This is a genomic window from Zavarzinia sp. CC-PAN008 (assembly GCF_051903925.1).
Taxonomy (GTDB): domain Bacteria; phylum Pseudomonadota; class Alphaproteobacteria; order Zavarziniales; family Zavarziniaceae.
Map to the genome: position 1 here is coordinate 2,152,047 of NZ_CP173678.1, position 17,944 is coordinate 2,169,990.

The window sequence follows — 17,944 nt, forward strand, 5'->3', positions numbered from 1 at the left end:
CAGGGCAGCGGCGGGAACGAAGACGGACCCCCAGGCGTTACGCCGGCAATGGTCCAAAAGATTGTACATGCAATGATTGGGCTGTTAATTTCTAGCCATAGACGCTAGTTCGGCCCTTTCAGATACACGTTGTGCATGTACATTATGAAGCGATTCCGTTTGCGCCTTCCCGGGGCGGCCTGTGCCCTGCTGCTGCTGGCGCTGCCCCTGGCCGCCTGCGATACGACGCCCGACGAGCAATGCCAGGGCTTCGGCTATTCGAGGCCGTCGACAGCCTGGATCGAATGCGTGCACCAGCTCGAACAGGCCGGCCGCCACTGACAGTCGGTGGGAACGGTGGTGTGCTCCGCCTCTTCCCGCCTGCGCCACCGGGACGAACCGGGCGACGCAGGTCGGAAGGATGAAGCCGATTGAGCTGAAGCCGATCAGGCGTCAGCGGGCCAGCTGCTCGGCCAGCAGGTCGAGCGCGGCGGCGGCAAAGGCGTACATGTTGCCCACGCGATCGTCGCTGCCGGTCTGGATCGTGCGCGAGGTCGAATTGGGGCCGGCAACCGCGATGCAGCTCATCCCCGCCGGGTCGCCATAGCGGCTGCCCGTGGGGCCGCTGGCACCGATCTCGCCCACGGCCCAGGTGGTGCCCAACTGCTGCTGCGTGCTGGCGGCGAAGAAGTTGGCCCAGTCCTCGTTCAGGCCGCGCTTGCCCTTGCCGAAATCGTCGGCGGCGGGCGGCAGGAACGCCTTGCGCGAGGCGATGGTATAGACGACGGCGCCGCCCACATAATAGGCCGAGGCGCCCGCCACGCTGAGCAGGGCGGCCGAGATCAGGCCGCCGGTCGAGGACTCCGCGACCGAGACGGTCTCCTTGCGCTCCTTCAGCTGGGCCCCGATCGCCTGGGCGCGGTCCAGCAGGTCCTGCATGCCGATCGTCATGTCTTCCCCCCTTTGTTGTCGTCTCTAGAGCGAATAGCCGCCGTCGATGACCTGCACGGCGCCGGTCGTGGTGGCGCTGCGGTCGGAGAGAAGATGCACGATCTGGCCGGCAATCTCCTCCGCCTCCGCATAGCGGCCGAGCGGCGTCGCCATTCCGGCCAAGGCCGCGAAGGCCGCCTCCTCGCCGCCATGCTCCGCGATCAGGTCGCGGAAGAAGTCCATGTCGCGCCAGATCGGCGTCTTCACCCCGCCGGGCGCCAGGACGTTCACCCGGATGCGGTCGGGCGCCCCCTCGCGGGCGGCGACCTTGCCCAGCTGGATCAGGCCGGCCTTGGACGCGCCATAGGCCGCGGTGCCAGGTTCCGCCTTGAGCCCGGTGACCGATGAGACGAGCACGACGGCGCCGCCGCGACCGCCGCGTCGGATCAGGCGGAACGCCGCCTGCAGGCTGAGGAACGCGCCATCGAGATTGGCCGAGAGGACCCGCCGCCAGTCGCGGAAGGCCAGCGTCTCGATCGGGCCCGCGGCACTGATGCCGGCATTGACCACGGCCAGGTCCAGGCGCCCGAAGCGATCGCGGATGTCGGCCTGGGACTGGTCCCAGGCGAGCGGATCGGCCACGTCGTGCACCAGGGGCAGCGTCTCCACCCCGGGCGGCAGCCGCCGCTCCAGCAGGCTGAGACCGACAGCGTCGCGGTCCATCAGGGCCAGGCGGCCGATCCCGGCCTCCGCCAGGGCGACGGCGGTGGCGGCGCCGATGCCGGAGCCAGCGCCCGTGACCAGGGCGGCAAGGTCCTGCGGCGCCCGGAACAGCGAACGCTCAGCCATCGTGCGGCGTGGCCAGCGCGTCGGGACGGGGACCGCCGGTTGCCCAGTCCAGCAGTTCCACCGTGTGGACGATGGGCACGGCCAAACCGTCGGCCAACTGCGTCATGCAGCCAATATTGCCGGTCGCCACCACCTGGGGCGCGGTCGTCGCGATGGCCGCGAGCTTGTCGCGCTTGAGGGCGCCTGCGATCTGGGGCTGGAGGATGTTGTAGGTCCCCGCCGAACCGCAGCACAGGTGGCCGTCCGGGACCTCCTGCACCGCGAAGCCCGCCTGCGCCAGCAGGGCGCGCGGGGGTGCATTGACCCGCTGGCCATGCTGGAGCGAGCACGCCGCGTGATAGGCGACGCGCAGGGGATCCGCGTGGCCGCCAGGCGGCAGGCCAAGCGCCGCCACCACTTCGGTCACGTCCCTGGCCAGGGCGGCGATCCGCGCGGCGGGCTTAGCCCATTCCGTATCGGTCCGCAGCATGAAGCCATAGTCCTTGACCGTCGTGCCGCAGCCGGACGCGGTGATGACCACGGCGTCCAGCCCGCCGCTGCCCAGCGTCCCCATCCAGGCGGCGATATTGGCGCGGGCCTGGGCCTTGGCCTGTTCCTCGCGCCCCATGTGGTGGACCAGGGCGCCGCAGCAGCCGGCCCCTCGCGCCACCACGACCTCGGCCCCGGCGCGGGTCAGCAGGCGGATGGCGGCGGCATTGATCTGCGGCCCGATCACCTGCTGCACGCAGCCCTGCAGGATGGCGACGCGCGCCTTCTTCGGCCCCACTGCCGGAAAGACCTGCGGCCGGTCGGTCTGGGCCGGGGAGGGAGGAATGCCGGGCGCCAGGTCCAGCATTGCGCGCAGCCGCGCGGGCAGGACCGGCGCCGCCACCCGGCCCAGGGCTGCCGCCGCCAGGGCCAGGCGGAACCGGTTGGGATGGGGCAGGACATGGGCCAGCAGGCCGCGCACCAGGCGGTCGCCCAGCGGCCGGGTGTGATGCTCCGCTATATGGGCGCGGGCATGGTCGACCAGGTGCATGTAGTTCACGCCGGACGGGCAGGTCGTCATGCACGACAGGCAGGACAGGCAGCGGTCCACATGCGTCACCACCTGGGGATCCGGCGGGGCGTCCGATTCCAGCATCGCCTGGATCAGGGCGATGCGGCCGCGCGGACTGTCCCGCTCGTCGCCCAGCAGCCGGTAGGTCGGGCAGGTCGCCGTGCAGAAGCCGCAATGCACGCAGGTGCGCAGGACCTGCTCCGACGCCGCTATGCGCGGGTCTGCCCGCTGCTCTTCGCTGAACTGGGTGCGCATTGCCTAGAGGAGTGTCCTGAGCAGGGGAGAGCAGGTCATGCAGGTGATCTAGAAGTCGGGACGCAGGCGGCCGGGGTTCAGGCGGTGCTTGGGGTCGAACTGGTCTTTCAGTCGGCGCTCCAGCATCGCCTCGGGCGGGGAGGGCGGCTGGAAGGGCGCAAGCTGGCGACGCAGGTCGGCGCGCGCCTTGATGATCGTGACATGGCCGCCCAGCCGGGCCACGGCGGCCCGGGCGCGGGCCAGCACCTCGGCCAGGTCCGCCTCGACTGCGCAATGCCACACAAGGCCCCCCGCCCAGTCGGCAAAGGCCCAGGCCTCGGGCCCCAGCCCGGCCAGGGCGCAATAGGCGGGAAGGTCGGCCGGGGCGATCGACGCACGCAGGATCGGCGGCCGGTCGCCGGACCGCGCGAGCGGCAAAGCCTGGCGGATCTCGCCCCAGATGTCGCGGCTGTCCAGCCCCTCCAGCCATTGCAGGGGACCGCTTGACGCACAGAACGCTTCCAGCAGCGGGCGGCGGGCGGCGACCGACTCGGCCGGCCCCTCCAGCCGGATCAGGGTTGCGGCTCCATGCCAGCTCCAGGCGCGCGTCGCCTCCGGCCACAGGTGGCAGGCGGCCGACACCTCGACCGGCAGGCCCATGGCGGCCGTCATCAGGGTGGAGGCGGCCGACGGGTCCAGGTCGCCCACGACCAGGGTGTGTTCCACCTGCGGCTGCGGCAGGACCTTCAGCGTGACCTCTGTCAGCGCGGCCAGCGTGCCGAACGAGCCCGCCATCAGCTTGGGGATGTCGAAGCCGGTCACGTTCTTGACCACGCGGCCGCCCGCCTTGAACGCCGCGCCGTCGGCCGTCACGGCGCGAAAGCCCAGCAGGTGGTCGCGCGCGGCGCCCGCCTTGATCCGGCGCGGGCCCGAGAGGTTGCACGCGATCATGCCGCCGATCGTCCCGGAATGTGCGGCCTGCCCGTCCAGGGGCCCCAGGTCCAGCGGCTCGAACGCCAGCATCTGGCCGTGGGCGGCCAGTTCGGCCTCGACCTCCGCCACGGGCGTGCCGGCGCGGACGGTCATCACCAGCTCCTCCGGCTCATAGAGCTGGATGCCGGTCAGGCCATTGAGGGCGATGCGGTGGGCGGCGTCCACCGGCCGGCCCAGCCCCTTCTTGGTCCAGTTGCCGCTGATCTCGACCGGTGCACTGCCCAGGTCGCGCAGCGCATCGGCCAGGTCCGCCTCGCTGGCCGGGGCCAGGGCGGCGTGTTCAAGGACGTCCACGCGCATCGCCCCCTCAGAACCGGTCCAGGTGGGGATGGGAAAGCTGGCCGTGGTGGACGTGGACGCGCCCCAGTTCGGCACAGGCATGGAGCGTCGGGAACACCTTGCCGGGATTGAGCAACTGCCCCGGATCGAAGGCGCACTTGATCGATTCCTGTCGTGCCAGGTCCTGTTCCGAGAACATGTCCGGCATCAGATCGCGCTTTTCCACGCCCACGCCATGTTCCCCCGTCAGGACGCCGCCGACAGCCACACATAGGCGCAGGATTTCGTTACCAAACTCCTCGGCCCGTTCCACTTCCCCGGGCACGTTCGCGTCATAGAGGATCAGCGGGTGCAGGTTGCCGTCCCCGGCATGGAAGACATTGGCGACGCGCAGGCCGCAGGCCTTGCTCATCGCATTCATCTTCTCCAGCACCTCGGGCAGGCGGACGCGGGGGATGGTGCCGTCGACGCAGTAATAGTCGGGGGAGATGCGGCCGACCGCGGGGAAGGCTGCCTTGCGCCCCGCCCAGAAGGCGGCGCGCTCAGCCTCGCTGGCCGAGACGCGGCAGGAGACGACACCGTTTTCGGTCGCGATTGCCTCAACCCGCGCGATCAGATGGTCGACCTCGGCCTGGGGGCCGTCCAGCTCGACGATCAGCAGCGCCTCGACATCAAGCGGGTAGCCGGCATGGATGAAGGCCTCCGCCGCATGGATCGCGGGGCGGTCCATCATTTCCATGCCGCCCGGAATGATGCCGGCGCCGATGATGCGGGCCACGCATTCGCCGGCTGCAGCGACCGCGGGAAAGCCCAGCAGCACCGCGCGCGCTGTCTCGGGCTTGCGCAGCAGGCGCACCGTCACCTCTGTCACGACGCCCAGCAGCCCTTCGGAGCCGATCATCAGGCCCAGCAGGTCATAGCCGGCCGCATCCAGATGCTTGCCGCCCAGGCGCAGCACGGTGCCGTCGATCAGCACCATCTCGATGCCCAGCACGTTGTGTGTGGTCAGGCCGTATTTCAGGCAGTGCACCCCGCCCGAATTCTCGGCCACGTTGCCGCCGATGGTGCAGGCGATCTGGCTTGACGGATCGGGCGCGTAATAGAAGCCGTAGTGCTCCACGGCCTTGGTGATGCCAAGGTTGGTGACCCCCGGCTGGACCACGGCGCAGCGGTTGGGCAGGTCGATGTCGAGCACGCGGTTGAGGCGGGCCAGGCCCAGCAGAACCCCGTCACCCAGCGGCAGGGCGCCGCCCGACAGGGACGTGCCGGCGCCCCGCGCCACGACCTTGACCCCCTCGGCATGGCAATAGGCAAGCACGGCTGCGACCTCGGCCGTGCTGCCGGGCAGGACGGCGACCAGCGGCCGCTGGCGATAGGCGGTCAGCCCATCGGATTCATAGGCGGTCAGGGAGGCGTCGTCGGCGATCACGTGGCCGGGCACGATCGCCTCCAGCGCACTGACGATCGCGACCCGCCGGGCAAGCACGCCCTGGTCCGGTTCCGGCATCTTCATGGTGCGCCGACTATAGGCGCGCCGTCATCCGGCGTCAGCGTCCAAGTCCGCGTGATCCGGATCCAGGGTCCCTGTCCAGGTCGTCCCCGTGGTCAGGCGCTGGCGCGCCGGCGCTCGGCGGCATAGCCGAAATGGCCGGCCAGGATTTCCAGCGCGCCTTCCAGCAGGCCCTGCGCGACGCCCGTCGCCACCGGCCGGCCCGGCGCAAACCCATGGGCCCGGGCCCAGTCCTCCAGCGCGCGGCCCTGGCCGATCACCTCCAGCGCAACGCTGCCGACCGGGCTGGTCGGCCCACCCAGCGCGTCGAGCGCCGAGGACAGGCGCTGACGCGCGTCGCCGCGTCCGCGCGGGTCCGAGGCCAGGCGCGGGGACAGGCCCGCCTGCCGCGCCATCAGCTGGAAGTGCCGGCCCGCCGCCACATGCGTCTCTGGCACCCGGCGGGTGCGGTAGAGCTGGCCCAGCAGGTCGAGGCTGCGCAGGTCGCTGACCGCGTGCGGAATGCCGGCTGGGGCGCTGTGGACGGATGCGTCGGACATCGTGGCGGTACTCCCTTGGTACAGGACAGATGACGGTCGGCTGTTGCAATTGCAATACTGTCAAGCGGATCCGTGGCGGCGATCACATTTTAGTGCAGGTTCCGGGCGCCATCGGCGTGGAACGTGTTTGAGACACGATGCTTGAGCCCGGCCCCCGGCTGGACCAAGTAATGCGCCAGGACAGAAGGAACCCGCATGGACCGCCGCGACCGCCTTACCGCCAATCCCTTCCGCGCCGGCCGCGCGGCGTCGCTCAGCCGGCGTGCCGTCCTGCCGCTGCTGCTGGCGCCGCTGCTGGCCCCCGCCTTCCGCGCCCAGGCCCAGACCACGGCCCAGACCAATGCCCAGATCCAGGCCGACGGGCAGGGTGCCGTGCTGACGGCCGAGGACAGCGCCGCGCTGGAACGGATCGCGGCGGCGGTGAACGAGGTGCGGACGCTGAAGGCGCGCTTCCAGCAGATCGCGCCTGACGGCAGCGTGACGGCTGGCCAGTTCCTGATGCAGCGCCCGGGGCGGATGCGCTTCGACTATGACGCGCCGACGCCGATCCTGATCGTGGCGGACGGCACCTGGCTCACACTGGTCGACCAGGAGGTGGACCAGGTCACGCGCTTTCCCCTGGGCGAGACGCCGATCGGCATGCTGGTGCGCGACCGCCTGAGCTTTACCGACGCGACGATCCAGGTGCTGGAAGTGGTGCGCGAGCCGGGCGCCACGACCGTCGTCGTGACCGACCCGCGCAACCGCGACGAAGGCCATATCGCCATGGTCTTCACCGACGATCCGGTCGGCCTGCGCGAATGGCGCGTCACCGATTCCCAGAACCTGCAGACGGTGGTGGCGCTGTCGGACGTCGAACTGAACATCGCCATCGACTTCCGCCAGTTCATCGTCCGCGAACGCACCGACGTCCGCCCGGATCGGTAACGGCGGGGGCTCCCCGGCTACCAGCGTCCCTTCCGGCGGTTCCAGGCAAAGAGCAGGTCGGCAAAGCGGTCATAGGCCACGCTGGCCGCGGCGTGGATGCCCGGCAGCTGCATCAGCCGTCCGGCCCAGGCGAGGCCCGGCGTGCGCAGCCAGATGGCGATGGCGCAGTCGATGCCGACCAGGAGGAGCCCATGGCCATCGACGGCATGCAGGCGGCGGCGCACGTCATCAACCGTGGCGCCGAAAGGTGAGAGGGCCTCGGGCTCGTCATTGATGTCGCGGAAGACGATCAGCCCAGCCCTGGCCGCGCGACGCAGCCGGCGCTGTTGCCAGCCGATCCCCGCATTGCAGATCGGGCAGCGCGAATTGTACCAGAGGAGGAGGGGTGCGGGCGCGGGCCTCAGGCGGGCGGCGTGATCGTCTTGCGCCGGGCCGCCGCGGCGCTCTCCCGGCGCAGGGGGCGCGAGCGGGGACACACCTCGCCCACGAAGCCCAGGAGCGTGTTCGCCAGGGCTTCCTGCTTCAGGCCATAGTGCACGTTCTGGCCGCGCTTCTCCCGCCAGACAAGACCCGCATTCTCGAGGATCGACAGATGCTTCGAGATGGCCGGCTGTGACATCACGTCGGCGAAGCGCTGCACGATTTCCCCCGCCGTCATGTCCGTCTTGGACAGATAGGCGAGGATCAGCCGCCGCGGTGCAGACGACAGCGCTTCGAACACCTTGTCGATCGACATGCCTTCTCCGGACCACCATGGCCACCCCCAAACGTGTCACCAGGTGAACCCCGCGACAAGCAGTTGATGATATAACTATATAGTTATATAACGGTCCAGTAACCGGAAATTGTGAACGGGTGCAGGCATGCCAGTCAGCGTCGACACCGAACGTCTTGCATCCGGCCGCCACATCGTCATCGGAGGCGGCACCGGCTTCATCGGAAGCGCCCTGGCCCGGGCTCTCGTCGCCCGGGGCGATCATGTGACCCTGATTTCCCGCCAGCCAGGGCCAGGCAGGATGACCTGGGCAGATCTGGAGAGGGATGGCCTGCCCCGCTGCGATGCCGTGGTCAACTTCGCGGGGCAGCACATCCTGGACCTGCGCCGCCGCTGGGACGACACCTACCGGCAGGAGGTCGTGCGCTCGCGCGTCGACACGACGCGCGCGCTTGTGAAGGCGATGAACGAAAGCGCCACACCGCCACTGCTGTTCATCTCCACGGCCGGCAAATGCTTCTATGGCACCCGTGAGCTCGACCAGGCCGAAGCGCATCCCGAACTGGACGAGGAATCGCAGCCGATGGGCCGCGACTTCCCCTCGGAACTCGTGGCCCTGTGGGAGGCGGCCGCCGATGGGGTGGACACACGGCGCATCCGTCATGCCAAGGTCCGGATTGGCGTCGTCCTGGGGGCTGTGGAGCGTACATCGCTGCTCGGCCGCCTTTGGCAGGTGGGGCGTGCGCGGGGCTTTCTTCCGCTGATCCGGTTGCCCTTCTGCCTGGGCGTCGGCGCGGTCATCGGGCGTGGGAGCCAACCCTTGCCCTGGGTCCATATCGCGGATGTCGTCGGCATCCTGCTGCATGTGATCGACCAGCGGGAAACCCAGGGTCGCTATAACGCCGTCGCGCCCGGCATCGTCACCAACCGCCAGTTCATCGAGGCATTGGCCCGTCGGCTGCGACGCCCCATCCTGTGGTCAGTACCCGAGTGGCTGGTCCGCCGCGTGGTTGGGGACGAGCGGTCGTCGATCCTGCTGCGCGGCCAACTGGTCAAGCCGCGGCGGACGCTTGCGGCCGGCTACAGGTTCATCTATCCGGATCTGGTCCCGGCGCTCGAAGACCTCGTATACGTGACGATCTAGCGACAGGATGCCCCATGCTGCGCAAGGATGAACGGCGGCCCTATCCCCTTGCGGCGGGGACTGCCGATCCCGTGGAAGTCGCACGGTTCAACGCGCTGGCCGACGAATGGCACAAGCCCGATGGCGCGTTCAAGCGGGTCCACGCCTTCAATGCCGCCCGCGTCGGTCACTTGGCGGCGCGACTGCCGGTCCTGTGCGGGCGCGACCCGGCGGGGCTGCTGCCGCTGGGGGGCTTGCGCCTGCTCGACGTCGGCTGTGGTGCCGGACTGGTGGCGGAGGCCATGGTCCGCCTGGGGGCTGAGGTCACGGGCGTCGACGCGGCCGAGCGGAACATCCAGGTCGCGCGTCGGCACGCTGCCAGCGGTGGCCTCGACATCGCCTATCGCCAGGCCTTGGCGGAAGACGTGGACGGCACGTTCGACATCGTCCTGTCGCTTGAGGTCGTGGAGCATGTCGCCGACCTGACCCAGTTCCTGGGCGCATTGGGCCGTTGTGTCGCGCCTGGAGGGGTGTTGGTCATCGGGACCCTGAACCGCACCCTGCGCTCGTTCGTGAAGGCGATCGTGGGCGCGGAGTACGTCATGCGCTGGCTGCCGCGCGGCACCCATGACTGGCGCAAGTTCGTCCGGCCGCAGGAGCTCGAGGCAGGTCTCGGCCGCCACGGGTTCAGCGTGCTGGAGCGCACGGGCGTCGGCTTCAACCCCCTGACCGGGCAATGGACCCTGGGCGCCGATACCAGCGCCACCTACCTTCAGTTTCACCGCAAGGCCTGAAATCGGCGCCAATCGGGACATTGCGGGCATTCGAACGTTGCAGAGCGGGCCGCCTTGCGGCCTCCTATGTAATGGCGGTACAGATCGCCCGATCCTGGAGCCCGCTTCGATCATGACGTCCGGCCCTTCGCCCTCCGGTGGCCTTCCCCTTGTTGGCGTGCCCTCCTGCTCCCGCCTCATCGACGGCCATCCGTTCTGTGTGGTGGGCGAGAAATACCTGACGGCCGTGGTCCTGGGGGCCAGGGCGCTGCCGCTGGTGATCCCGTCGCTTGAGGCGGCACTCGACCCCGATGCGGCGCTGGAGCCGCTGGACGGCCTGCTGCTGACCGGCAGCCCCTCCAATGTCGACCCGGCCCTTTATGGCGGCGCCGCCGCGCGCGAGGGCGTGCTGGCCGATGCCCAGCGCGACCGGACGACGCTGCCGATCATCCGCGCCGCGATCCGGCGCGGCCTGCCGATCTTTGCCATCTGCCGCGGCTTCCAGGAGCTGAACGTCGCGATGGGCGGCACCCTGCACCAGCATGTCGAGGAACTGCCGGGCCGCTTCGACCATCGCGCACCCAAGGATGTGTCGCGCGAGGTCGCCTATGCCGACCGCCATCCCGTGGCGCTGCTGGAGGGGGGGCAACTGCGCGCGCTCCTGGGCGCCGGCACGATTCAGGTCAATTCCCTGCACGGCCAGGGCATCGACCGCGTGGCCGACGGCCTGGTGGTCGAGGCGACGGCCGCGGACGGCACGATCGAGGCCGTCCGCATCGACGGCCATCCCAGCTTCGGCTGGGGCTTCCAGTGGCACCCCGAATGGAAGCTGATGGAAAACCCGGTCAGCCTCACCCTGTTCGGCGCCTTCGCCGGGGCCGTGGCGGCGCACCGCCAGGCCCGGCTCGACGGGCGCCTCAAGAGCCTTAAGGCAGCAGCCGAGTAGGGGATGAAGGACATCGAGACCTGGCTCAAGGAGCGGCGCGTCACCGAGATCGAATGCCTGGTACCGGACATGTCCGGGATCGCCCGGGGCAAGATCCTGCCGGCGCAGAAGTTCATCCGCAGCGCCGGCGACAAGTCGCTGCGCCTGCCGGAGAGCATCTTCACCCAGACGGTGACGGGGGAGTTCGTCGACTCCGACGTCGCCGACCCGGTCGAGCCCGACATCGTCCTGGTCCCCGATGCGGACACCCTGTCCCTGGTGCCCTGGTACAACGAGCCGACGGCGCAGGTCATCAACGACTGCGTCTATCGCGATGGCAAGCCGGTGCACGTGTCCCCGCGCCAGGTGCTGAAGAACATCATCAAGATGTATGCCGACCGCGGCTGGGCCGGGGTCGTGGCGCCGGAGCTTGAGTTCTTCCTGGTCGCCAAGAACACCGATCCCGACCTGCCCCTGACGCCGCCCATCGGTCGCTCCGGCCGGCCGGAGACGGGCAGCCAGTCCTATGGCATCGACGCGGTCAACGAATTCGATCCCATCTTCGAGGATGTCTACCGTGCCTGCGACATCCAGGGCATCGACGTCGACACCCTGATCCACGAGGGCGGCACCGCCCAGTGCGAGATCAACTTCAACCATTCCGACCCGCTGTCGATGGCGGACCAGGCCTTTTTGTTCAAGCGCACCGTGCGCCAGGCGGCGCAGCGCCACGGCGTCTATGCGACCTTCATGGCCAAGCCCTATTCGAACGAGCCGGGCAGCGCCATGCACGTCCACCAGTCGGTGGTCGACCTGGAGACGGGACGCAACTTGTTCGCGGACGAGGAGGGCAACGACAGCCCGCTGTTCCTGTCCTACATCGCCGGGCTGCAGAAGTACCTGCCCGCGGCGATGCCGATGATCGCGCCCAACGTGAACTCCTACCGCCGCCTGACGCGGCACATGTCGGCCCCCATCAACGTGCATTGGGGGCGGGAGAACCGCACCGCCGGCCTGCGCGTGCCCGAGTCCGAGGCCAATGCCCGGCGGGTGGAGAACCGCGTGCCGGGGGCCGATGCCAATCCCTATCTGGTGATCGCGGCGACGCTGGCCTGCGGCTATCTGGGCATGGTCAAGGGGCTGGAGCCGACGCCGCCGGTCGTCGGCAGCGCCTATCGCCTGAAATTCGCGCTGCCCCGCTACATGCCGGACGCGCTGCACAAGTTCCACGGCTCCGACGATCTGCGCGAGACGCTGGGCGACGACTTCGTGACCCTGCTGATCGAGATCAAGCAGGCCGAGCACGACGCCTATCAGCAGGTCATCAGCGCCTGGGAGCGCGAGCACCTGCTGCTCAATGTCTGATCCGCGCGCGCATCTGTGCGTGGCGCTCGACCTGCCCGATGTCGGGCAGGCGCGGGCGCTGGTCGCAGCGCTTCGCCCCCATGTCGGGTGGTTCAAGATCGGCCACCAGCTGATCTTTGCCGGCGGGCTGGACCTGGCCGCCGAACTGGCGGAGCAAGGTGCACGCGTCTTCCTGGACGCCAAGCTCTATGACATCGGCGAGACGGTGGCGAACGGCGTCGGCTCCATCCGTCGCCTGGGCGCGCAGTTGCTGACGGTTGAGGGCAATGCGCGCACCGTCTCCGCAGCCGTCGCCGCGCGGGGCGACAGCGGCCTCAGGATCCTGGCCGTCACCGTGCTGACCGACCGCGACCAGGCGGACCTGGCGGCCGAGGGCCTGTCCGGGAGCGTGGCCGATCTGGTCGAACGCCGGGCCCGGGCCAGCCTGGACGCCGGGGCCGATGGCCTGATCTGCTCGACCCTGGAGATCGAGCGTCTGCGCGCGCTGGCGGGCCCAGGCCGGCTTCTGGTCGTGCCCGGCATCCGGCCCGAAGGGACCGAGAGCGGCGGGCAGAAGCGCATCGCAACCCCCGCTGCCGCGATCAGGGCCGGGGCCGACATCCTGGTGGTCGGCCGGCCGATCACGCGCAGCCCCGATCCCGCCGCCGCTGCGGCCGCCATTGTTGCGGAAATCGCCGCCGCCTGAGGCGCCTGGCTTCCGGCTGGAGAGCGCCTATGACGACGCCACAGATCGGCGGCTACCGAGGATGCGACCTCGCAGGGGCGCTGTGGATGCCTGGGCTGCTTCTGTCATCGTCGGCCTGAGATCACGACCCATACATCGTGTCGCTGTTAAAGCCCGCTGGATTGAACGCAGCACCAATCATGGGGATGCGTGAGACGTCCGGACGTACCCAGGCTTCCCGCTGCGCGGTCGGCTCAACCAATTGCTCGTCGGCGTCCTCGATCTTGCCCATTTCGTCCTCTTTCTCTCCGGAGCAAGTGTGCCACGCGAACGTCGCGGGCGGAAGCCGTCCGTGAACGAACTGATATCGGCCGGGAGCTGAGGCTGGAGGGTCGGGGGGAAGACACCCTCGCTCGAACAAACTGCTCCATCCGGCCATCACCAGTTCGTTCCATCGCTGACCCATAACGGCGCGTCGCCGCGGCAAATCAGCGATTGCGAGTCATTATTATTTGTGAGATCGTCCTCCGCGTAGGCACGGTGGGTGCAGCAGCGGCGTGTCGAGGGCCATGCCGCTGCTGCGAGCGAGACGCAGTCGCGCACGCGAACTGTGGTTTTGGGGATAATCATGAACATTGGGGGACGGGCCTTGGCCCGCATGGGCCGGGGCGTGGCGCTGGCTGCATTCGTCGTGGGTTTTCAAGGCTTTGGCGTCGCGCCGTCCGTGGCGCAAGGACAAGCCGAGGAGGTGCAGGCGGGCGCCGTGCGGCTCCGCCTGGCACCGGGAAGCCTGTCTTCCGTCCTTGATTCGTTCTCACGCCAGTCGGGCCTGACGGTCAGCGATCCGCAGGGCCTGGCCGCGGGCCTGAGCTCGCCTGGCCTGAACGCCGCGGTGCCTCCCCGGGATGCACTGGGCCGGCTGCTGGCGGGCACCGGCCTGACCTATGCGCTCGACGGCTCCGTCGCGACCGTCGTCCCCGCCGCCACTGGTGCCGAAGCGGCAGGCGCCATGGTCCTGCCCACATTGACCGTCTCCGGCGAACGGGTCGAGCGATCGGTCATGGACAGCCCGACCAGCATCGCCGTGTTCGACGAGGCGACGCTGGAACGGCGCGTTGGCACGCTGGCGACCGGCCGCGGCGTCCTGGAGAACACGGCGAACGTCACCACCACCGGCCAGGGCAGCCAGGCCCCGACCGTGCGCGGCATCGACGGCACGGGCCCCGCCAAGGGGGGCGATGCCTTCATCGCGGGGGTGCGGCCCCGCTTCAACGTTCAGGTCGACGGGCGCCCCAGCAGCTATAACGAGATCGTCTATGGCGATGCGCCGTTCTGGGACGTGAAGCAGGTGGAGGTCCTGCGCGGGCCGCAAAGCACGATCCAGGGCCGCAACGCGATCGGCGGCGCGATGATCGTGGAGACGAACGACCCCAGCTATGACTGGGAGTTCGGCGGCCGCATCATCGGCGGCAACCTGGAGACCTTCGACAGGGCGGCGGTCGTCTCTGGCCCCCTGGTCGCGGAGCAGCTGGCCTTCCGCCTGGCCGTCAACCACCGCCAGTCGCGCGACCAGGTCCACAATGCGGGCTTCGAGGATGTGGCGGATCCCAGCGACAAGGACTTGCTGAACGTCCGCGCCAAGCTGCTGATCGAGCCGCAGGCCTTGCCCGGCTTCACCACGCTCCTCACCGTCACTCATTCTGACGCGACGTCGCCGCAGACGAGCGGCACGACCCGCCCGTTCGAGGATCACACCAACCTGGGCAGCTTCCAGCCGCAGTTCCAGGAGACGACGACCGGCGGCATCGCCCGGTCTTCGTGGGAGATCAACGACCAGTTCACTTTGGAAAACACGTTCACCTATACCAGCGTCGGCGTGATCCGCCGTGCTCCCGGGATCGGTGGCGGCAAGGTCGACATCGATGGGGATGAGATCCTGGTCGAGCCGCTTCTGCGCTATAACCTGGCGGGTGGCACGGTTCGCGGCATTGCTGCCGTGCACTATTTCCACAACGAGCAGACCGAAGACTTCCTGTTCTTTGTCCCGTCGGTGTTCGAGGACGAGACCAACACCTATGCCGTGTTCGGCCAGGCCGACATTTCCCTGACCGATGCCCTGGACCTCACCATCGGCGGCCGTTACGAGAGCGAGCATCGCGAGCGGGTGGGGCGCAGCACGCTGTTCCCCATCGCGTTCGAGGAGACGTTCGACGCCTTCCTGCCGCGCTTCGGCCTGACCTGGTACCTGGGCGACGAATGGACGACGGGCGTCACCATCGCCCGCGGCTTCAATGCAGGGGGGGCCGGCGTCACATTCGGCAATCCCGTCACGGCCTATATCTACGATGCCGAGTATGTCTGGAACTACGAGGCGTTCGGCCGGGCCGACCTGATGGACGGCGCGCTGCAGCTGACCGGCAACATCTTCTTCGCGGACTATGACGGGCTGCAGCTGCCGTTCCAGCTGGGCCCGCTGTCGACCGTCATCCGCAATGCGGAGCGGGCGACGACCTATGGCGTGGAACTGGGGGCCCGCTATCGCGTGGCGCCGGGCCTGACCGTGTTCGGTGATATCGGCGTGCTGCGCACCGCGATCGAGGACTATCCCGGATCTGGCGTGGAGGGCAACGACCTGCCCTTTTCCCCCGGATTCACCGCGGCATTCGGTGTCGACTACGAGCACCAGAGTGGTTTCGACGCGGGAATCGATGTGCGCTACTCCGATTCCTACTTCTCCGACGTCGACAATATCGGCCGCTTCCGCACCGATGACTATGTGAAGGTTAACGGGCAGGTGGGCTATACCTATGGCTCGATGCGGGTGTTCGCCTACATGGCCAACATCTTCAACGACGAATCGCCGCTCCTTCTCTCGGATTTCGGCACCCTGACGGCTCAGCTCAACGCGCCACGGACCTGGGGCCTGGGCCTGGAGGCACATTTCTGATCGCCGAGGATGATTTTGAGACTCAGTTGCGGTATCAGCATGAGCAGCATACCGGCGCCAGCAGGGGAGTTTGAGGGATGAGCGCGCGCAGCCTGCGGGCATGGTCCTGGGTGCATAAGTGGACCAGCCTGGTCTCGATGGTCTTCCTGCTGGTCCTGTGCCTGACCGGTCTGCCGCTGATCTTCCACGAGGAGATCGACGCCCTGACGGGGGCGCACGCGGCCAGTTCCGGTAATGGCGAACTGGGCATGCCGATGGACCAGATCCTGGCCAATGCCCAGGCGCACAAGCCCGGCCTGGTGCCGCTGTACTTCAGTCCGCCGAGTGCCGAGCACCCCGAGGTCTTCGTCACCCTGGGGCCGCGCCCGGATGCCGACATCGACGCCATGCAGTTCATCGTCATGGACCCGATGACGGGCCAGAAGCTGGACGAGCCGACGCTGCGCGGCGGCTTCATGGGCCTGATGTATTCGCTGCACGTCGACCTCTTCATGGGCGTGCCGGGCAAGCTGTTCCTGGGCCTGATGGGCCTGCTGTTCGTCGTCGCCATCGTCAGCGGCGTCGTGCTCTATGCCCCGTTCATGCGGCGCCTGCCGTTCGGCACGGTGCGCAAGGACCGCAGCCCGCGCACGCGCTGGCTGGACCTGCACAACATGATCGGCGTCGTGACCCTGGGCTGGGCGCTGGTCGTGGGCCTGACGGGCATCCTGAACACGCTGGACGACCTGCTGGTCATGGCCTGGCAGAACGGGGAGATGGCCGAGATTTCGGCCCCCTATGCCGGCCAGTCGCCGCCGACTCGCCTCGGCTCCCTTGATGCCGCGGTGGCGACGGCGCTGGCCCAGGCGCCGGACATGGAAACGGCCTTCATCGCCTTTCCCGGCACCGCGTTCAGCACGCCGCACCACTATGCCGTCTACCTCCATGGCAGCACCCCCCTGACCGAGCACCTGGTGAAGCCGTTCCTGGTCGAGGGGGCGACGGGCACCCTGACCGACGTGCGCGAACTGCCCTGGTACCTGAAGGCGCTGCTGCTATCGCAGCCGCTGCACTTCGGCAATTACGGCGGACTGCCGCTGAAGATCATCTGGGCCCTGCTCGACCTGGCCACGATCGTGGTGCTGGGCAGCGGCCTGTATCTCTGGCTGAAGCGGCGGCGCGTCCCGGCGGAGGCGCGGCTGGCCGAGGAGCTGGGCGAGGGGCGGGGCCTGGTCCCGGCGCCGGGCGAATGAGCGGGACGCAGCGTCGCGCGGGCCTCAGCCTGTCGCGCATCTTCGCGGTGCCCCTGCTGCTGGTGGTGGTGACGCTGGTCGGGCTGGTGTCGGCCCTGGTCGGCAATGGCCCGGCCGATGCCCTCTCCTGGGCGGCGCTTGGCGCGCTGGTCCTGGTCATGGCCTGGTCCTGGCTCAAGCCTGGCGCCCCCCGAACCTGAGGGGTGGGGCGAAGCGGCTGCGCGCTATCGCCCGCAGGGGGGCATGTCGGCCGGGCGGACGCTGCGGGCGCGGGCCTGCAGCGTGGCAGCGCGGGAGCTGACATAGCCGCCGGGCCGGCCGGCGTTCCATTCCAGGGGATTGGGCAGGACGGCCGCCAGCAGCGCCGCCTGGCGCGCCGTCAGCCGGTCGGGCGTGGTGTCGAAATGGTGCCGCGCGGCCGCGGCGATGCCATAGACGCCGGGCTCCCACTCGACGACGTTCAGGTACATCTCGAGAATGCCCTGCTTGGACCAGAAGGCCTCGATCAGGACGGTGAAGCCGGCCTCCAGCCCCTTGCGCGTCCAGGTCCGGCCCGGCCACAGGAAGACGTTCTTGGCCACCTGCTGGCTGATCGTGCTGCCGCCACGCAGCGAGCGGCCGGAATTGAGCCGGTCCAGCGCCTGTTCGATCGCCTCCCAATCGAAGCCGTGATGGCTGCAGAAGCGCGCATCCTCGGCCGCGACCACCGTGCGCTTCATGACGTCGGCGATGTCGTCATAGGGCGTCCAGGGGGCGTCGATGCCGACACCGTCCTCGATGCTGCGCATGACCATCAGCCAGGTGACGGGTGGCGGCACCAGGCCCCACAGCAGGACGACCAGGACGCTGGCCGCGGGCAGAGCCAGCACGGCGGCCAGGGCCAGGCGCCATAGCCGGCGCCCGCGCGGCTTCACGCGGGCG

The 17,944-nt window shown here is 69.0% G+C and carries 20 protein-coding genes; 10 read left to right on the plus strand and 10 right to left on the minus strand.

Translation table 11 applies throughout. From position 1 onward, the window contains the following. The first annotated feature begins 144 nt into the window (after positions 1 to 144). Positions 145 to 321, plus strand: a complete 177-nt coding sequence (locus tag ACI6GS_RS10085) for a hypothetical protein (RefSeq protein WP_439817665.1) — start codon at positions 145 to 147, stop codon at positions 319 to 321. 111 nt (positions 322 to 432) lie between these two features. Here the strand turns inward: ACI6GS_RS10085 and ACI6GS_RS10090 are convergent, their stop codons facing one another. The 6 genes from ACI6GS_RS10090 to ACI6GS_RS10115 all read right to left on the minus strand — a co-directional run bounded on the left by ACI6GS_RS10090 (position 433) and on the right by ACI6GS_RS10115 (position 6,352). Next, positions 433 to 930, minus strand: a complete 498-nt coding sequence (locus ACI6GS_RS10090) for a CinA family protein (RefSeq protein ID WP_439817666.1) — start codon at positions 928 to 930, stop codon at positions 433 to 435. Between the two features lie 24 nt (positions 931 to 954). Beyond that, complete coding sequence (locus tag ACI6GS_RS10095; protein ID WP_439817667.1) at positions 955 to 1,758, minus strand: SDR family NAD(P)-dependent oxidoreductase; 804 nt, start codon at positions 1,756 to 1,758, stop codon at positions 955 to 957. Then, positions 1,751 to 3,052 (minus strand): glycolate oxidase subunit GlcF, encoded by a 1,302-nt coding sequence (gene glcF, locus ACI6GS_RS10100; protein ID WP_439817668.1) that lies wholly within the window; start codon positions 3,050 to 3,052, stop codon positions 1,751 to 1,753. The genes ACI6GS_RS10095 and glcF overlap by 8 nt, the downstream gene beginning before the upstream one ends. Before the next feature lie 48 nt (positions 3,053 to 3,100). Then, positions 3,101 to 4,318: an FAD-binding protein gene (locus ACI6GS_RS10105; RefSeq protein ID WP_439817669.1), complete on the minus strand. Its 1,218-nt coding sequence runs from the start codon at positions 4,316 to 4,318 to the stop codon at positions 3,101 to 3,103. A gap of 13 nt (positions 4,319 to 4,331) precedes the next feature. After that, on the minus strand, positions 4,332 to 5,816 hold the full coding sequence (locus tag ACI6GS_RS10110) for an FAD-linked oxidase C-terminal domain-containing protein (RefSeq protein WP_439817670.1): 1,485 nt from the start codon (positions 5,814 to 5,816) through the stop codon (positions 4,332 to 4,334). Positions 5,817 to 5,908: 92 nt separating this feature from the next. Then, positions 5,909 to 6,352, minus strand: a complete 444-nt coding sequence (locus ACI6GS_RS10115) for a hypothetical protein (protein WP_439817671.1) — start codon at positions 6,350 to 6,352, stop codon at positions 5,909 to 5,911. A gap of 195 nt (positions 6,353 to 6,547) precedes the next feature. On the opposite strand from ACI6GS_RS10115, the gene ACI6GS_RS10120 reads away from it, so the two are divergent. Next, positions 6,548 to 7,279: a LolA family protein gene (locus ACI6GS_RS10120; protein WP_439817672.1), complete on the plus strand. Its 732-nt coding sequence runs from the start codon at positions 6,548 to 6,550 to the stop codon at positions 7,277 to 7,279. Positions 7,280 to 7,296: 17 nt separating this feature from the next. On the opposite strand, the gene ACI6GS_RS10125 is transcribed toward ACI6GS_RS10120, so the two are convergent. Both ACI6GS_RS10125 and ACI6GS_RS10130 read right to left on the minus strand, forming a co-directional pair. Then, entirely contained in the window at positions 7,297 to 7,755 is a 459-nt protein-coding gene (locus ACI6GS_RS10125) for a thiol-disulfide oxidoreductase DCC family protein (protein ID WP_439817673.1), read from the minus strand. Then, positions 7,680 to 8,015, minus strand: coding sequence for a metalloregulator ArsR/SmtB family transcription factor (locus ACI6GS_RS10130; protein ID WP_439817674.1), 336 nt, complete (start codon positions 8,013 to 8,015; stop codon positions 7,680 to 7,682). Before ACI6GS_RS10130 ends, ACI6GS_RS10125 begins: the two co-directional genes overlap by 76 nt. Before the next feature lie 127 nt (positions 8,016 to 8,142). Between ACI6GS_RS10130 and ACI6GS_RS10135 the strand changes: the two genes are divergently transcribed. The 5 genes from ACI6GS_RS10135 (at position 8,143) to pyrF (ending at position 12,865) form a co-directional block, all read left to right on the plus strand. Next, positions 8,143 to 9,138 (plus strand): TIGR01777 family oxidoreductase, encoded by a 996-nt coding sequence (locus ACI6GS_RS10135; RefSeq protein WP_439817675.1) that lies wholly within the window; start codon positions 8,143 to 8,145, stop codon positions 9,136 to 9,138. Between the two features lie 14 nt (positions 9,139 to 9,152). After that, positions 9,153 to 9,911: a bifunctional 2-polyprenyl-6-hydroxyphenol methylase/3-demethylubiquinol 3-O-methyltransferase UbiG gene (gene ubiG / locus ACI6GS_RS10140; RefSeq protein WP_439817676.1), complete on the plus strand. Its 759-nt coding sequence runs from the start codon at positions 9,153 to 9,155 to the stop codon at positions 9,909 to 9,911. 112 nt (positions 9,912 to 10,023) lie between these two features. Further along, positions 10,024 to 10,836, plus strand: coding sequence for a gamma-glutamyl-gamma-aminobutyrate hydrolase family protein (locus ACI6GS_RS10145; RefSeq protein ID WP_439817677.1), 813 nt, complete (start codon positions 10,024 to 10,026; stop codon positions 10,834 to 10,836). A gap of 3 nt (positions 10,837 to 10,839) precedes the next feature. Continuing rightward, on the plus strand, positions 10,840 to 12,180 hold the full coding sequence (locus tag ACI6GS_RS10150) for a glutamine synthetase family protein (protein ID WP_439817678.1): 1,341 nt from the start codon (positions 10,840 to 10,842) through the stop codon (positions 12,178 to 12,180). Then, positions 12,173 to 12,865 (plus strand): orotidine-5'-phosphate decarboxylase, encoded by a 693-nt coding sequence (pyrF, locus tag ACI6GS_RS10155; RefSeq protein WP_439817679.1) that lies wholly within the window; start codon positions 12,173 to 12,175, stop codon positions 12,863 to 12,865. Before ACI6GS_RS10150 ends, pyrF begins: the two co-directional genes overlap by 8 nt. Before the next feature lie 121 nt (positions 12,866 to 12,986). Here the strand turns inward: pyrF and ACI6GS_RS10160 are convergent, their stop codons facing one another. After that, positions 12,987 to 13,136: a hypothetical protein gene (locus ACI6GS_RS10160; RefSeq protein WP_439817680.1), complete on the minus strand. Its 150-nt coding sequence runs from the start codon at positions 13,134 to 13,136 to the stop codon at positions 12,987 to 12,989. Between the two features lie 336 nt (positions 13,137 to 13,472). Between ACI6GS_RS10160 and ACI6GS_RS10165 the strand changes: the two genes are divergently transcribed. The 3 genes from ACI6GS_RS10165 to ACI6GS_RS10175 all read left to right on the plus strand — a co-directional run bounded on the left by ACI6GS_RS10165 (position 13,473) and on the right by ACI6GS_RS10175 (position 17,223). Beyond that, positions 13,473 to 15,791, plus strand: a complete 2,319-nt coding sequence (locus ACI6GS_RS10165) for a TonB-dependent receptor domain-containing protein (RefSeq protein WP_439817681.1) — start codon at positions 13,473 to 13,475, stop codon at positions 15,789 to 15,791. A 77-nt stretch (positions 15,792 to 15,868) separates the two neighbouring features. Next, the gene (locus ACI6GS_RS10170) at positions 15,869 to 17,023 is read left to right on the plus strand and encodes a PepSY-associated TM helix domain-containing protein (protein ID WP_439817682.1); all 1,155 of its coding nucleotides are present in this window, start codon (positions 15,869 to 15,871) and stop codon (positions 17,021 to 17,023) included. Beyond that, positions 17,020 to 17,223 (plus strand): hypothetical protein, encoded by a 204-nt coding sequence (locus ACI6GS_RS10175; RefSeq protein ID WP_439817683.1) that lies wholly within the window; start codon positions 17,020 to 17,022, stop codon positions 17,221 to 17,223. The genes ACI6GS_RS10170 and ACI6GS_RS10175 overlap by 4 nt, the downstream gene beginning before the upstream one ends. 24 nt (positions 17,224 to 17,247) lie before the next feature. Here the strand turns inward: ACI6GS_RS10175 and mtgA are convergent, their stop codons facing one another. Then, the gene (gene mtgA, locus ACI6GS_RS10180) at positions 17,248 to 17,937 is read right to left on the minus strand and encodes a monofunctional biosynthetic peptidoglycan transglycosylase (RefSeq protein ID WP_439817684.1); all 690 of its coding nucleotides are present in this window, start codon (positions 17,935 to 17,937) and stop codon (positions 17,248 to 17,250) included. Positions 17,938 to 17,944: the final 7 nt, after the last annotated feature.

Coding starts and splice junctions, on each gene's coding strand:
- ACI6GS_RS10175 (WP_439817683.1), top strand. CDS start 17,020: ATGAGCGGGACGCAGCGTCGCGCGGGCCTCAGCCTGTCGCGCATCTTC.
- ACI6GS_RS10150 (WP_439817678.1), top strand. CDS start 10,840: ATGAAGGACATCGAGACCTGGCTCAAGGAGCGGCGCGTCACCGAGATC.
- ACI6GS_RS10085 (WP_439817665.1), top strand. CDS start 145: ATGAAGCGATTCCGTTTGCGCCTTCCCGGGGCGGCCTGTGCCCTGCTG.
- ACI6GS_RS10160 (WP_439817680.1), bottom strand. CDS start 13,136: ATGGGCAAGATCGAGGACGCCGACGAGCAATTGGTTGAGCCGACCGCG.
- glcF (WP_439817668.1), bottom strand. CDS start 3,052: ATGCGCACCCAGTTCAGCGAAGAGCAGCGGGCAGACCCGCGCATAGCG.
- ACI6GS_RS10130 (WP_439817674.1), bottom strand. CDS start 8,015: ATGTCGATCGACAAGGTGTTCGAAGCGCTGTCGTCTGCACCGCGGCGG.
- ACI6GS_RS10165 (WP_439817681.1), top strand. CDS start 13,473: ATGAACATTGGGGGACGGGCCTTGGCCCGCATGGGCCGGGGCGTGGCG.
- pyrF (WP_439817679.1), top strand. CDS start 12,173: ATGTCTGATCCGCGCGCGCATCTGTGCGTGGCGCTCGACCTGCCCGAT.
- ACI6GS_RS10115 (WP_439817671.1), bottom strand. CDS start 6,352: ATGTCCGACGCATCCGTCCACAGCGCCCCAGCCGGCATTCCGCACGCG.
- ACI6GS_RS10095 (WP_439817667.1), bottom strand. CDS start 1,758: ATGGCTGAGCGTTCGCTGTTCCGGGCGCCGCAGGACCTTGCCGCCCTG.
- ACI6GS_RS10110 (WP_439817670.1), bottom strand. CDS start 5,816: ATGAAGATGCCGGAACCGGACCAGGGCGTGCTTGCCCGGCGGGTCGCG.
- ACI6GS_RS10120 (WP_439817672.1), top strand. CDS start 6,548: ATGGACCGCCGCGACCGCCTTACCGCCAATCCCTTCCGCGCCGGCCGC.
- ACI6GS_RS10090 (WP_439817666.1), bottom strand. CDS start 930: ATGACGATCGGCATGCAGGACCTGCTGGACCGCGCCCAGGCGATCGGG.
- ACI6GS_RS10170 (WP_439817682.1), top strand. CDS start 15,869: ATGAGCGCGCGCAGCCTGCGGGCATGGTCCTGGGTGCATAAGTGGACC.
- ACI6GS_RS10145 (WP_439817677.1), top strand. CDS start 10,024: ATGACGTCCGGCCCTTCGCCCTCCGGTGGCCTTCCCCTTGTTGGCGTG.
- ACI6GS_RS10135 (WP_439817675.1), top strand. CDS start 8,143: ATGCCAGTCAGCGTCGACACCGAACGTCTTGCATCCGGCCGCCACATC.
- ubiG (WP_439817676.1), top strand. CDS start 9,153: ATGCTGCGCAAGGATGAACGGCGGCCCTATCCCCTTGCGGCGGGGACT.